The organism is Chitinasiproducens palmae (assembly GCF_900095735.1).
GTDB lineage: Bacteria > Pseudomonadota > Gammaproteobacteria > Burkholderiales > Burkholderiaceae > Chitinasiproducens > Chitinasiproducens palmae.
This window is the reverse complement of the sequence record NZ_FNLO01000010.1, coordinates 194,127-207,144: the sequence shown is the minus strand read 5'-3', so window position 1 is coordinate 207,144 and position 13,018 is coordinate 194,127. Positions and strand designations below refer to the sequence as shown.

Annotated in this window: 13 protein-coding genes, 1 pseudogene and 1 riboswitch; of the genes and pseudogenes, 5 read left to right on the top strand and 9 right to left on the bottom strand. The window is 65.0% G+C overall.

Features of this window, described 5'->3' with window-relative positions; translation table 11 throughout:
* Positions 1-13 precede the first annotated feature (13 nt).
* The 6 genes from pal to ybgC all read right to left on the bottom strand — a co-directional run bounded on the left by pal (position 14) and on the right by ybgC (position 4,744).
* Complete coding sequence (gene pal, locus BLU54_RS16725; protein ID WP_091910866.1) at positions 14-526, bottom strand: peptidoglycan-associated lipoprotein Pal; 513 nt, start codon at positions 524-526, stop codon at positions 14-16.
* 17 nt (positions 527-543) lie between these two features.
* A complete protein-coding gene (tolB, locus tag BLU54_RS16720; RefSeq protein ID WP_091910990.1) occupies positions 544-1,827 on the bottom strand; it encodes a Tol-Pal system beta propeller repeat protein TolB in 1,284 nt (427 codons plus the stop codon).
* An 87-nt stretch (positions 1,828-1,914) separates the two neighbouring features.
* Entirely contained in the window at positions 1,915-3,045 is a 1,131-nt protein-coding gene (tolA, locus tag BLU54_RS16715) for a cell envelope integrity protein TolA (protein ID WP_091910864.1), read from the bottom strand.
* Complete coding sequence (gene tolR, locus BLU54_RS16710) at positions 3,042-3,488, bottom strand: protein TolR (RefSeq protein WP_170845186.1); 447 nt, start codon at positions 3,486-3,488, stop codon at positions 3,042-3,044. Before tolR ends, tolA begins: the two co-directional genes overlap by 4 nt.
* Positions 3,489-3,554: 66 nt before the next feature.
* On the bottom strand, positions 3,555-4,232 hold the full coding sequence (tolQ, locus tag BLU54_RS16705; RefSeq protein ID WP_091910859.1) for a protein TolQ: 678 nt from the start codon (positions 4,230-4,232) through the stop codon (positions 3,555-3,557).
* Positions 4,233-4,291: 59 nt separating this feature from the next.
* Positions 4,292-4,744 (bottom strand): tol-pal system-associated acyl-CoA thioesterase, encoded by a 453-nt coding sequence (gene ybgC / locus BLU54_RS16700; protein ID WP_407919435.1) that lies wholly within the window; start codon positions 4,742-4,744, stop codon positions 4,292-4,294.
* Positions 4,745-4,936: 192 nt separating this feature from the next.
* Positions 4,937-5,033, top strand: a riboswitch (ZMP/ZTP riboswitch).
* Positions 5,034-5,150: 117 nt separating this feature from the next.
* Between ybgC and glyA the strand changes: the two genes are divergently transcribed.
* The 5 genes and pseudogenes from glyA (at position 5,151) to BLU54_RS23445 (ending at position 10,629) form a co-directional block, all read left to right on the top strand.
* Positions 5,151-6,398 (top strand): serine hydroxymethyltransferase, encoded by a 1,248-nt coding sequence (gene glyA / locus BLU54_RS16695; RefSeq protein ID WP_091910857.1) that lies wholly within the window; start codon positions 5,151-5,153, stop codon positions 6,396-6,398.
* A gap of 8 nt (positions 6,399-6,406) precedes the next feature.
* Positions 6,407-6,880, top strand: a pseudogene (gene nrdR / locus BLU54_RS16690) (transcriptional regulator NrdR); the annotation flags it as partial.
* 1,100 nt (positions 6,881-7,980) lie between these two features.
* Positions 7,981-8,901, top strand: a complete 921-nt coding sequence (locus BLU54_RS16685; RefSeq protein ID WP_091910852.1) for a hypothetical protein — start codon at positions 7,981-7,983, stop codon at positions 8,899-8,901.
* Positions 8,894-10,003 (top strand): prepilin-type N-terminal cleavage/methylation domain-containing protein, encoded by a 1,110-nt coding sequence (locus BLU54_RS16680; protein ID WP_170845185.1) that lies wholly within the window; start codon positions 8,894-8,896, stop codon positions 10,001-10,003. The genes BLU54_RS16685 and BLU54_RS16680 overlap by 8 nt, the downstream gene beginning before the upstream one ends.
* Positions 10,000-10,629: a hypothetical protein gene (locus tag BLU54_RS23445; protein ID WP_139169732.1), complete on the top strand. Its 630-nt coding sequence runs from the start codon at positions 10,000-10,002 to the stop codon at positions 10,627-10,629. The genes BLU54_RS16680 and BLU54_RS23445 overlap by 4 nt, the downstream gene beginning before the upstream one ends.
* 721 nt (positions 10,630-11,350) lie before the next feature.
* Here the strand turns inward: BLU54_RS23445 and BLU54_RS16670 are convergent.
* The 3 genes from BLU54_RS16670 to BLU54_RS16660 all read right to left on the bottom strand — a co-directional run bounded on the left by BLU54_RS16670 (position 11,351) and on the right by BLU54_RS16660 (position 12,513).
* Positions 11,351-11,764 (bottom strand): hypothetical protein, encoded by a 414-nt coding sequence (locus BLU54_RS16670; RefSeq protein ID WP_091910846.1) that lies wholly within the window; start codon positions 11,762-11,764, stop codon positions 11,351-11,353.
* Positions 11,761-12,147: a phage holin family protein gene (locus BLU54_RS16665; protein WP_091910844.1), complete on the bottom strand. Its 387-nt coding sequence runs from the start codon at positions 12,145-12,147 to the stop codon at positions 11,761-11,763. The genes BLU54_RS16670 and BLU54_RS16665 overlap by 4 nt, the downstream gene beginning before the upstream one ends.
* Before the next feature lie 78 nt (positions 12,148-12,225).
* Positions 12,226-12,513 carry an ElaB/YgaM/YqjD family protein gene (locus BLU54_RS16660; protein WP_328586142.1) on the bottom strand — a complete coding sequence of 96 codons (288 nt, stop codon included), beginning with the start codon at positions 12,511-12,513 and terminating at the stop codon, positions 12,226-12,228.
* Positions 12,514-13,018: the final 505 nt, after the last annotated feature.

Sequence of the window (13,018 nt, the reverse complement as noted above, 5' to 3'; positions counted from 1 at the left end):
CGGCTTAACAGATTTATTGATAAACGAGGTCGGCGCGGCGGTTCTGGGCCCACGACTCTTCGTCATGACCCTGCGCTTGCGGCTTTTCCTTGCCCAGGCTGACCGCTTCGGTCTGCGATTCCGGCACACCCAGCAGGCCGAGGGCGCGTTGCACCGCTTGCGCACGCTTTTGGCCCAGCGCAAGGTTGTACTCGCTCGAACCGCGTTCGTCGGTGTTGCCCTGGATCAGCAGATGGCGCTCCGGATGCGACTTCAGGTATTGCGCATGTTGTTGCAGCAGCGACTGGTAGTCGTCACGCACCGAATAGCTGTCGAAGTCGAAGTAGATGCTGCGCTTGGCCAGCGGGCTGTTCGGGTCGTTCAGCGGATCGACATTGACACGCGCGACCGCGTTCGGGTCTTGCGTCTGATAGCCGTTGCGGCCGGCGTTCGCGCCAGCGTTCTGGTCGGGCTTGACGCCCGAATGGCAGGCGGCCAGCAGGCCAACCAACGCGACAGCCATCACCCCGCGAAATTGCTTCACCATTTTTACTCTCCGTATTGTCATTGCATAAATGGACCCCAGGATGGCTCGCGAACGCTGCCGCCCTGGACCGACAGGATCTGCCGAGTACGACCGTCTGTCGACACGGCCGCGAGCACGCCTCGCCCGCCGGACTGGGTCGCATACAAGATGTATTGACCGTTGGCCGCGAAGCTAGGCGATTCGTCATGCGAGGTGTCGGTCAGACCGTTCACCTCGCCTGTGCTGAGATCCTGTACGAAGAGTTTGAAGCCGCCGCCGGTGCGCGAGATGTATGCAAGCGTCTTGCCGTCGGGGCTGACTCGCGGGCTCGTGTTGTACGCGCCCTTGAAGGTGACACGCTGGGCGTTGCCGCCCTGCGCCGGCATCTTGTAGATCTGCGGGCCGCCGCCGCGGTCGCTGGTGAAATAGATCCACTGTCCGTCCGCAGAGTAGGTCGGCTCGGTGTCGATGCCCGAGCTGTTGCTGAGACGACGCAGGTCCCCGCCATTCGGATTGACCGAATAGACCTGCGTGTGGCCGTCACGCGACAGCGCGACTGCCAGCCGTCGGCCGTCCGGAGACCAGGCCGGCGCGCTGTTGTCGCCCTTCTGATTCGAGGCGATGCTGCGTTTGCCGCTCGGCAGGTCATGCACGTAGACGATCGGCTTCTTGCCTTCGAACGAGACGTAGGCGACCTTCGTGCCGTCGGGCGACCAGGTCGGCGAGATGATCGGTTCCGGGCTCGACAGCGCGATGTGCGCGTTCTGACCGTCGGAGTCCGAGATCTGCAACTGGTACCGGCCGCCGGTGCGCAGGACATACGACAGACGTGTCGCGAACACGCCCTTGGTGCCCAACAGCTTCTCGTAAATGTAATCGGCAACCTTGTGTGCGCTCATCCGCAGGCCGCTCGCCGGGCTGACCAGCGACAGTCCCCCCAGGCTTTGCTGCGTGACCGTGTCATACAGGCGGAAGCGCACGTCGTATTGGCCGTTCGCGAGCGGCGTCACGCTGCCGGTCACGTAGGCATTGGCACCCCGGGCCTTCCAACTGCCCAGGTCGACCGAATCGGTTTCCCCGACCGGATTCGGTCCTGCGTCGATATTCGTGAAACGGCCGCTGCGCGCCAGATCGGAGCGCACGATCGCGCTGACCTGTTGCGGCGTGCTGGCTTCGTTGCGGAAAGTCGCGATTGCGATCGGATACTGGCTTGCGCCAACGCCTGCGATATCGATCGTCATCTGCGCATGCGATGCCGCTGCCGCCGACAGCAGGCAGGAGGCAAGCAGTGCGCGCAAACCACATTTCCCGAACAAATTCATCACCATTGATTCAGCCTCACGAACTTGAATACCTTAGCATGACTTGCCACCGGCGGCCGCCGCTGTCCAGCACAGCGCAGTCGCGCTTCAGCCGGCACCCGGCGCATCCAGAGGCCGCATCCGCACGTTGAAATTGCGCGGTGCCTGACCGTCCGTGTCGCGCGGCATCGGATCCGACGCGTCGATCGCGCGCAGCACGGCCTGATCCCACGCCGGGTTGCCGCTCGACTTCGTCATCTGCCGGCTCAGAATGCGTCCGTCCGGTGCGCAGTGCACCGATACGACGGCCACCGGATTGCCATTGGTCGACCCCGCATACACGATGTTCGGAATCACCCGCCGGCGCACCTTGTCCGCATAGCCAGCCGACGCGCCGCTGGAACCGGAGCCACTGCCGCTGCTGCCACCACCATTGCCGCCCGAACCGGCGGCGGCCATTCCTTGCAACGCGGCCAGCCGGGCCTGCCGGGCCTGATCGGAAGCCTTCGCCTGCGCCGCTTTCTCCGCCGCTGCCTTGTCCGCTGCCGCTTTCGCGGCCTTCGCTTGCGCCGCCTTCGCGGCTGCTGCCTTCTCGGCAGCCGCCTTGTCTTCGGCCGCCTTCTCTGCGGCAGCCTTGTCCGCCGCCGCCTTTTCAGCTTTCTCCGCCGCCGCTGCCTTCTGCGCGGCCGCCTTGTCCGCGGCTGCCTTCTCGGCCGCCTTGGCGGCCGCGTCCGCTTTCTGCTTGTCCGCCTTCGCCTTGGCCTGCTCTTCCTTGCGTTGTTCGTCGTGCCGGCGCTGCTCCTGCAACGCTTGCTGTTTCTGCTGCTCGGCCTGCTCCGCCTTCAGGCGCGCCTGCTGCTCGGCCGCCTTCTGGGCACGCTCGGCTTCGGCGGCCTGGCGAGCGGCTTCCGCCTGCTGCCGCTTGCGCTTTTCAAGCGCGATATCGGCGTCCTCGTCGCGAACGCTGGCACGGGGCGTCGGCACCGGCGGAGGCGTCGGCGTCGGTTCGGGCGTCGCTACCTTGGGCGGGGCAGGGCGGGGCCGCGCGCGCGGCGCGTCGAGCTCCGGCACCTCGGTCCAGATCTCCGCCTGCACGCCTTCCTCGCTGTTGGTCTGCCAGTGCATCCCGAAGAACAGCAAGGCGATGAGCAAAAGATGGACCAGCGCAGCGTAGGCGAACGCCTTGCCGGTGCCATGCTCCCTGGGCGGCTCGAACGGAGAGCCGGCGTGCCTGCTCATTTCGATTTGACCAGCAGTCCGACGCGCTTGACGCCTTGCGCCTTCAGCTCGGACATCACGTTCATCACCGACTCGTATTTCACGTTCTTGTCGCCGGCGATCACGACGGGTTGATCGGGCGCGCTCTGCTGACGCTCCTGCAGGAACGCGGTCAGATCGGCCATCGTCATCGGACGTTCCTCGGTGGGCCCGCCATCGCTCTTGTAGCGGGCGGACATCGTACCGTCAGCTTGCACGTTGACGATCACCGGCGGCGTCTGCTGCTCGGGCGAGGCGCCGCCGACGGTCGGCAGATTGACCAGCGACGGCGTGACGAGCGGCGCGGTGACCATGAAGATCACCAGCAGCACGAGCATCACGTCGATGTACGGCACTACGTTGATGTCAGACATTGCGCGCCGCGATCTGCCGCCGCGCATTCCGGATCGCATCGAACCTGCCATCGTCTTGTTCCTGAACTGTCTCGAAGAGTTAAGGCGACGCGACTATCTCGTCGCGCCGGCAGGCGTTCAGCCCGCTTGGCGTTGCAGGATGTTCGAGAATTCTTCGATGAAAGTCTCGAAGCGCACGGCCAGCCGGTCGATGTTGTTCGCGTAGCGGTTGTAGGCCACCACCGCCGGAATGGCTGCGAACAGGCCGATGGCCGTCGCCACCAGCGCCTCGGCGATGCCCGGCGCCACGTTGGCCAGCGTCGCCTGTTGCACATTGGCCAGGCCGCGGAACGCATTCATGATCCCCCAGACCGTTCCGAACAGACCGATGTAGGGGCTCACCGAGCCAACCGAAGCCAGGAATGGCAGGCTTGCCTCGATCACGTCCATCTCGCGCTGGAAGGCGGCGCGCATGGCCCGGCGTGCGCCGTCAAGCGTCGCGCCGCTGTCGTTCAGGCGTCGTTCACGGCCCTTCAGGAACTCGCGCATGCCTGCCTCGAAGATGCGTTCCAGCGAGCCGGTCGCATGACGGTTGCTGCTGGCGCTCTGGTAGAGCGTGTTCAGGTCGCCGCCCGACCAGAAAGCGCGTTCGAAGCGCTCGGTCTGTGCGCGAGCGCGCCGCAGCGCGATGCCCTTGCGGAAGATGATCGTCCAGGAGATCAGGGACAGCACGAGCAACAGCAGCATGACCGCCTGGGCGAGCAGGCTTGCGTTGCTTACGAGCGAAATGAATGACAGGTCGTCGGCGTGGTTCATTTGGTGAGCGTTTGCGTCCCTGGCGCCGTTGCGCCGTTCACGATCGGATCAATGGTGTTTCACGAAAGGCCGTTGTCCGCTCCGAACAAGGCGGCAACCTCCGCAGGCAGCGCCATCGGCCGGAAGGCGGACATATCGATACAGACTACCTGAATCGAGCCGCGCGCGAGGCGTTGCTCGCCGCGCCATGCGGTCTGTTCGAATACGACCTGGCAGCGGCGAGTCTCGGCCACGCGCGTTTCAATGCGGAGCACGTCGTCCAGGCGGGCGGGCGAGAGATATTCGACTTCGGTGCGCCGCACGACGAAACCGATGCCCCGCTCGTCGACCAGCCGCTGTTGTTCGATGCCCGCAGCGCGCAGCCATTCGGTTCGCGCGCGCTCGAAGAACTTCAGGTAGTTCGCATAGAAGACGACACCACCCGCATCCGTATCCTCGTAGTAGACCCGTACCTGCCAAGTAAAGGCCAAGGTGCCGTCTCGGACGCCGGTCGAATTTTTCATGGCGGTCATATTACCGGAACCGTCTGGCGCCCCCGGGCGGCGGAATAACTTGTTACACATTTAAACAATCGGGGTAAGCCAGAGGCCGGCTCGGAAAGACTCGGGAGCGCGACCCGCGAAAAGCGGGCGGACGGGGCACGGTGGTAGAGGGCGGACGGCGTGCCGCGATTGCCTTGCGGGCGCCGATCCAATAGAATCGACGATCCTCTATGTGACTGGCGATACGGGTGCACCCACCCGAGGTGGACGACCACCGGGAAGCGTAGAGTGTCTTTTGCCGTTCGCCTGGGCAGCCGTTTCGAAGCGACTGGCTTGTCCTGTCTGGAACTCCGTGGCGCGCAATGCGCCGGACCGGCCGGTTCACGACCGACATCCGTCATTTCGATCGTTCCCTGCTATCCATAGAGAGAGTGCCATGTTCGACCGCGCCACCAGCAAGATTTCGCAAATCGATCCCGAGCTGTTCGAAGCCATCCAGAACGAGAACCGCCGCCAGGAAGATCACATCGAGCTGATCGCCTCCGAGAACTACACCAGTCCGGCGGTCATGGAAGCGCAAGGCTCCCAGCTGACCAACAAGTATGCCGAAGGGTATCCCGGCAAGCGGTACTACGGCGGTTGCGAATATGTCGACGTGGTCGAGCAACTGGCGATCGACCGGGTCAAGCAGCTGTTTGGCGCGGAGGCCGCGAACGTGCAGCCGAATTCCGGCTCGCAGGCGAACCAGGGCGTGTTCTTCGCGATGCTCGAACCGGGCGACACGATCATGGGCATGAGCCTCGCGCACGGCGGCCACTTGACCCACGGCTCGCCGGTCAACATGTCCGGCAAGTGGTTCAAGGTGGTGAGCTACGGACTCGACGAAAACGAGGACATCGACTACGACACCGCCGAGAAGCTGGCCAACGAGCACAAGCCCAAGCTGATCGTCGCTGGCGCCTCGGCGTTCTCGCTGAAGATCGACTTCGAGCGTCTGTCCCGCATCGCCAAGTCGGTGGGCGCCTACTTCATGGTCGACATGGCGCATTACGCCGGCCTCATCGCGGCGGGCGTGTATCCGAATCCGGTGCCGCACGCCGACTTCGTGACCACCACCACCCACAAGAGCCTGCGTGGCCCGCGCGGTGGTGTGATCCTGTCGAAAGCGGAATTCGAGAAGAAGATCAATTCGGCCATCTTCCCGGGCATCCAGGGTGGTCCGCTGATGCACGTGATCGCCGGCAAGGCGGTGGCCTTCAAGGAGGCCCTGTCGCCGGAGTTCAAGACGTATCAGGAACGCGTGGTCGCCAACGCCAAGGTCCTGGCCGAACAGCTGGCGGCGCGCGGCCTGCGCATCGTCTCCGGCGGCACCGAGAGCCACGTGATGCTCGTCGACCTGCGCGCCAAGAACATCACCGGCAAGGCGGCCGAGGCCGCGCTGGGCGAGGCGCACATCACCGTGAACAAGAACGCGATCCCGAACGACCCGGAGAAGCCGTTCGTGACCAGCGGTATCCGCGTCGGCTCGCCGGCGATGACCACTCGCGGCTTCGGCACCGAGGAAGCGAAGCAGGTGGCCGATCTGATCGCCGACGTACTCGAGAATCCGGAAGACGAAGCCAATCTCGCCACCGTGCGCGAGAAGGTGCAGGCGCTGACCCGCCGTTTCCCGGTCTACCGCTAAGCCCCGCGATGCGCTGCCCGTTCTGCCGTCACGACGACACGCAGGTCGTCGATTCACGGGTCTCGGAGGACGGCGCAGCGATCCGTCGGCGCCGCCGGTGCGCCGCATGCGACAAGCGGTTCACGACCTACGAGCGCGTCGAATTGACGCTGCCTTTTGTCGTCAAAAAGGACGGCAGTCGCGCCGAATTCGATCGCGCCAAGGTGACAGGCAGCATGAAGCTGGCGCTGCGCAAGCGGCCGGTCAGCGCGGATGCGATTGCCGAAGCCGTGGCGCGCATCGAGTTTCAATTGCAGGCGACCGGCGAGCGCGAAGTGCGCAGCGAACGGATCGGCGAATGGGTCATGAACGAGTTGGCCCGGCTCGACAAGGTTGCCTACATCCGCTTCGCATCGGTTTATCGCCGCTTCGAGGACATCGCCGATTTCGAGGCAGTCATCGACGAATTCGAGCGGCATGCGGCCTCGCCGGGCGTCACGCCGGGCAACGCATCGGCAGCTTCGCCGCGCCTTGGTTCCGTGGACGATGGCGCCGCACGCGAGCCGAAAGACCGCGAGCCGCCCGCTTCCTGAGCGCTGGGCCCGCTGCGGCTTGTCCGGCATCGGGCAGCACTGTCATCGCCTACGGGCAATGCGGCCAATGCGGCCAATGCGGGCAATGCGGGCAATCGGCCTGATGCCCAATCCTTCGCCAGTCTATTCCGACTGGACGAATCACCTTTTCGAGTAGGGCCGCGGCTTGGGCGGGTCACGGCTGCCGTGCCGTGGGGGCTCTGCCGCCCCTTGCCGCGCGATGCCGTTCACTGGCACCGCCTGACGTGTCGATCGCGGCCGTTCAAGTCTTTAGCGGCGCGAGCCCTCGCCAACCGCGTCGTATGCCGTTCGCGGTACTCGCTGAGCGCCTTTGTACGCTGCACGATTGCGGCAATCCGGCGACGCCGCTTCAAGGCCCTGTACCTTGATGCCTGGCTCCGCTGGCGGCATGTGGCCGACGCGCTCGCCGAATGCCTTCCCTTGTAGATTGCACGTCGAGCGTCGTCCGTAGACGCCCGGCTGTCGTCGGCGCGCAGGCGTCGTATGCGAATCGCATCGCAACTTTCCTGATTCCGAGAGCGCGTTGCGCCAAGGCCTATGCCTTTCGGCCGAGTTTATCGCGCACCCGACGCCCACTAAAGTCGATACACCGTCTTCAGCCAGGAAACGTCATGCATCGGCTTGCCTCCTACCATCGTCGGGCGCTGCCACGCCTTCGCCATTCCCGAGCGGCGTGCGCATGCGGCCGCGCGCGTCACCAGGCTGTTCCCGACACGGGACTTAGTCTCATCGAGCTCGTTTGTGCAATGGCGGTCATGCTGACCGGGGCGTCTCTGACGCTGTCGGGGGCGGCCCGCTTGCGGGAGGTATCGCGCTTGAGCGACGCGACGCAGCGGCTTGTGAGTGCGTTTCGGCAGGCGGGCGACCATGCGTTGCGGACGGGGCAGTCGAGTACCTTGTCGCTGCCGCCCGAGCCGTTCGATCGGGCAGCAGGGGTCGCTCGCGGGCGAGCCGCGCGTAGTGGCAGAAGCGCTTCTACACAGGCTCGGATGTCGGCCGAGCCGATCGTGCCGCTGCGGTCGGCACAGCGCGCGTTCGACCGATCGCCTGGCGTTTGCCGGCTGACGATGACGTGGAGAGACGTCAGCGGCGTGGCAGAGATGTCGCGGGCGATCGACCTCCCGCCCGGCATTGTGGTCGAACCGAGCCGGCATACGTTTCTGTTCAGTCCCGCGACAGGGTTGCCACACGCCAGTGAGAGCAACATCGAACTCGCAACAACCGAGGGCCGCGTCACGCCACGGTGCCTGATTGTGGCGGCGACCGGGCGGCTGCGCGTGCGGGAGGGGCGCTGCAAGGCCGCGAGAAACGCTGCCGCATCGGCGCCCACCGCCGCGCGGTCGAGTCGTCGCGGACGCCGGTCGGCGTTATGTCGCCGCCCGCCCCATCCATCGATGCGTCGCGTTCGCGTGGCGACCACGCGCGGCGTCGGTAACAGCCGCGGTGAAACCTTCGTCGAAGTGTTGTTCGGCATCTCGATCGCCTTGCTTGCCGCCGCGGGCGCGGCTTCGACCGCGGCGCAGCTGACCCGTATCGCCCGCTTTGTCGACCAGCAGATCCGGGCGGTCGAGATTGGCACCAATGCTGTGGAAAGCTTGTTGATGATGTCGGAGACGAATCCCGGTCAGTCAGCAACAATCCACTGCACGCAGGTGAAGGCCGCCCTCGCACCGTGGCGCGAGGCTGCCGCGGCGACTCTGCCCGGCGGTGAGGTAAGGCTCACCGCCGGGCAGGACGCCGCCGTCCTGACCGTTCTGTGGCGCAGCGATGCCGCTGCCTGGATGCGGTCCCACCTTGGTTGCGACAATGACAAAGGCATCGTGAGCGACATCGAATCACGGCCCAAGCCGCGGTCGGCGGCCGCTTGTCTTCACCTTGCTCTGGGAGTCACAGGATTGGATGATGGCTGAACGCAAGGTCTCGCGAGGAAGGCATGCGTGCCGGAGCGGATTCACATTGCTCGAAGTGTTGCTCGCGATGTCGATGGGACTGGTCGTTGTCAGCAGCTTGGTGAGCGTGGGCCGCCTGACGCAGCGCGTAATGCTGCATTTCGATGAGCAGATGGCGGAAGCCAGGGACAGGCGAACGGTACGGCGCCTGTTCACGGCATACATTCGCTTCGCAGGAGCCAGTCGGGACGGGCTATCGCTTGCGCCCGATCTGTCGAAGAGCGGCACGGATGGCGGCAACAAGTCCAACGGCGAGCCGGTGCAGCAACTGTTCGGCGGTGCGGTGCGGATTTGCCGCGATGCGGAAGTGACAGAGGAGGGGCAGTGTGGTTGCCGCAAGCAAACGGCTGCGGATTCGTTGATGCTCGTCGATAGGGCGACGCAGCCACGAAGGCGCGACGGATCGGCAAGGCCGACCCGTACCGGCAAGTCGGGCAGATTCGGGACATCCGTCAAGCGCGGCAGGACGGTTAACTCAGTCGAGTCGGTTCGGTCAGTCAAGTCAGTCAAGTCAGTCAAACCGGGCAAGTCGCTCCGGTCTGCTCGGGCCGATGGATCGTCATCTGCCGCTGCCCCGTCGCTACGCACGCTGATGGTGCGCAACAAGGCAACCGGCCTGTCGACGCTCTACGTTCGCGCACCGGCCTGGCATGGCTTGCAGCCGGTGGTCGACAACGTCGGAACAATGCGTGTTGACGTCGTTGCAAGAGGATCGTTGCACGCTTTGTCGGACACCACAGCGCTGGACCCACGCGACATTGTCGGCGTCAGTGTGAGTGTCGATGGTGTGGGCAAATCGACGCGGCCTGCTCGAGCCACGCGGACCGGACCAACAATGGCGGACCACCCGCGCCCAGTCGCCCGCTTGGAAGCTGGCGGCATGCACCGGACGGATGAGCGCGGCGGTGCCAGCGACGGCGACAGTGGCATGGCGCCGCCGTGGCGCGTCGATCTGCATATCGCGCCGCGTAATGACGCTGCCGTCGGAGCGCGTTTCCTCGACCGTTCGGGTGGGAACGGCCGCTTGCCTACCGACGGGGTCCCGTCCTGGATTCAGCCATGACTCGAAGCTCGCGACGGTCCGCCACCGGCGACCGGGGCGCTGTACTGCTATTGGCCGTGTTACTTACCGCTGCGCTGGCCGCGATCTGTCAGGCGCTGCTCCTGCGCGCGACGGACGAGGTTCGGCAGGCGCGCATCGATGTCGAAACGGTGCAGGCCTTCCATGCGGCTGACGCAGCGCTGCCGCTGTGTTTGGCAAGACGGACCATCGAAAGGGCATCATCACGCGAAACGGTGGTTGGCAATCGACTTACGAAGGGCGCGCGCAGAGACCAGACTGGCCAAGCTGACGGCGCTGAAAGTAGTGAAAGTGCGGCAGGTAGTGAAAATGCGGAAGGTGTGGAAGGTCCAGCAAGTGCGGGATTGGATACCCGTACTCTGCGTAGTGGCCCGAGCCCTACGTTCGTGTTTGGGTCGGCGGGTTCGGCAGACTGCGCGTCTGCTGGGCGCATTGACGCTGCCTCATCCAGCAATAAGGGGCCGATCGACGACCAACCAAATGGGGAAGTGGTTGCCGTCATCGGCAGCTCGCCTTCAGGCCGAGCGAGCCGTATGCTGCAGCTGGAGATGTGCACGGATGGTAAACACGGTCGCCACTGGGTGTGGCTGGACCCGGTGATGAACTGACCGGATGAGGTCGTCATCGATGAGGTTGTCGAGGCCGGTTGCGTCTGGCGTGCGGCCGCTGGCTAGCCGACACGCGCTTGTGGGCGTCGGGTAACACGGTCTTCAACGCGTTGCAGCATGCTTCGGCGACCCAACCTACTTTACCCGCGCGGCACGCGACACAGCCATGCCGCGATATTGCCATGCGGCCATGCCGCCACACCGCTGCATCTTCGCGATGGCGGTTGCGCGTTGCGCCCTGCAACCCCGTCGCGCATTGCCGGCGCGTTGTCAGGGCTATTCGCGTGCTATGCCCGTGCTGTCCGAGTACTGCACTGGCCGGCTGCCAAGATTCGCAGCCGCTTCGCGTTGCGGCGGCGTGTTGTCAGAAGGTGCAGCGCAATGGCGTTCGACCTGATCGTGCACGACGCAAGCGTAGCGACCGCACGACGCGTGCGCGACGCCTGTACGACGGCTGCGCGACGCCTGTACGACGGCTGCGCGGTGCCTGTAAGAAGCGCTCGCCGAGGCGCCGACCGCGCGGGCGATGCGTGCCTGCTGGCCCGCAGGGTTTCGATCCGGCGCGCAGACGTATGCGGCGCGGGAATCGCGCCTCATCGCGTGACCGCAAGATCGAAATTGTGAGGCCGCGGAATCAAGAGGCCCCGAGATCGTCAGGGCGCAAGGATAGGCAGCCGACCGGTCGGCCGCGGCCGCAAGGTCAGGTTCGGGCGACGCTGACTCAACGTGGCGGCTGAACCCGGCGCGCTCGGATTGCGCGTCCGGCTCGAATGCCTTGCCACGCGCTCCAGCCGAGTGCAGCCCACTTCAGCGGCCTGAACAGCCGGCCCAGCAGCAGTCCCGCCCCCGGAATCGCGAGCAAGGTCGGCAGCGTGGGAAGCGCGCCCTGAAGTCCGCCATTGAATCGTGCTGATCGGCCACGCAACAAGCCGCCGAGCGGCAGGCCGTTCGATGCACCCGTAGAGCGGCGCCGTAACAGTGTGAACAGACCGGCAGGCGTCAGCGTTCGCGCCAACTCGTTGCGCGCTTCCGCGATCTGTCTGCGGTTCGCTGCCGCGCGTGCCGCCAGCAACTCCTTGCGGACTGCCCGCACTTCGCGGTTGTTCAAATGCGTTCGATCGTGATGGGTGCTCATCTTGGTCCCCGTGTGAAGGCGTCACGATCGTTCTCGAACTCACGAATCGTCGCATCGAAAGCGCGAGGTGCCTGACGGATGCCGTTGCGCACTGACAGTCCGAGCCAGACGGTGATCAACGCGTATAGAACGGTCAGCACTGCAATGGACTGCCAGCGGTAGCTGTCCCAGCACAGCACCACGATCAGCGCGGTGAACGCGATCAGGGTGGCCCCGGCGAACAGCAGCGCGGTCAGGCCCGCGAGGATGGACCGCAGCAGGCGGTCCTTCTCCTCGGCGAGTTCGATGCTGAAAATTTCAAGGCGCGTCTGGACGAGCGCACTGAAGGATTGGGCGAGGCGGCTGATCGAGTCGATCGGCCCAGGCGGGTTGCCACTGCTCATCCAGACTCCTTGTCGACGTAGGTGAACGGGGCGACGCGACTCGGCGGACTCATGCCGCCGGGCCGCACAATCGCGTGCTTATTTGCGGTTCAGCAGCAGGCCGAGTGCAATACCGGCCACTGCGGCGATGCCGATCGAGCGCCACGGATTGTCATGCACATAGTCGTCGGTCACGCGGGCGGCCTGCTTGCCCTTCTCGACCACCACGACCTGCACGTCGGCAGCCTTTTCCTTGGCCTGCTTGAGCTTGCTCAACGCCGTCTCGCGCAGTTCGGCGGCACGCTCGCCAGTCGTCGACGCGGCTTGCTTGAGCAGGTCTTCGGCATCGGTCAGAACGCTTTTGATATCGGTCATTCGGTCCTCCATCGGATTGTGGTTCGAGTTATGAGCGACTTTCACAGTGCACCCCGTTTATCGTAACGGAAAACGCTGGTTACGAGGCGCAAGCGTCCGTTACAACGGTGACAGACATTGCCAAAACGGCTGACGGTTTCGCCTCTCGACAGCGGATCGCGATTGCCGATTGCCGATGCCCGGGTTGTCGGACGTCCGGGCCGCGCTGCGTCTGTACGCCTTGACACCAGGAGACCGGCAAACCAAATAACAGGAAGCCGGGAAGCCGGGAAGTCGGGAAGTCGGGAAGCCCGGAAGCCCGGAAGCCCGGAAGCCCGGAAGCCCGGAAGCCCGGAAGCCCGGAAGCCCGGAGGCCCGGAGGCCAGGAGGCCAGGAGGCCAGGAGGCCGGGGGGGCACGATGCCAGGAGACCCGGACGTTGGAAATGCCTGGCCTTCGAGGCTAGCGAGGGCAGGCGTGTGCGAGTGCCGGCGTAAAGAGTACGGAGCAGGAGCTCTGGCAATCTGCTGCGTGAATGT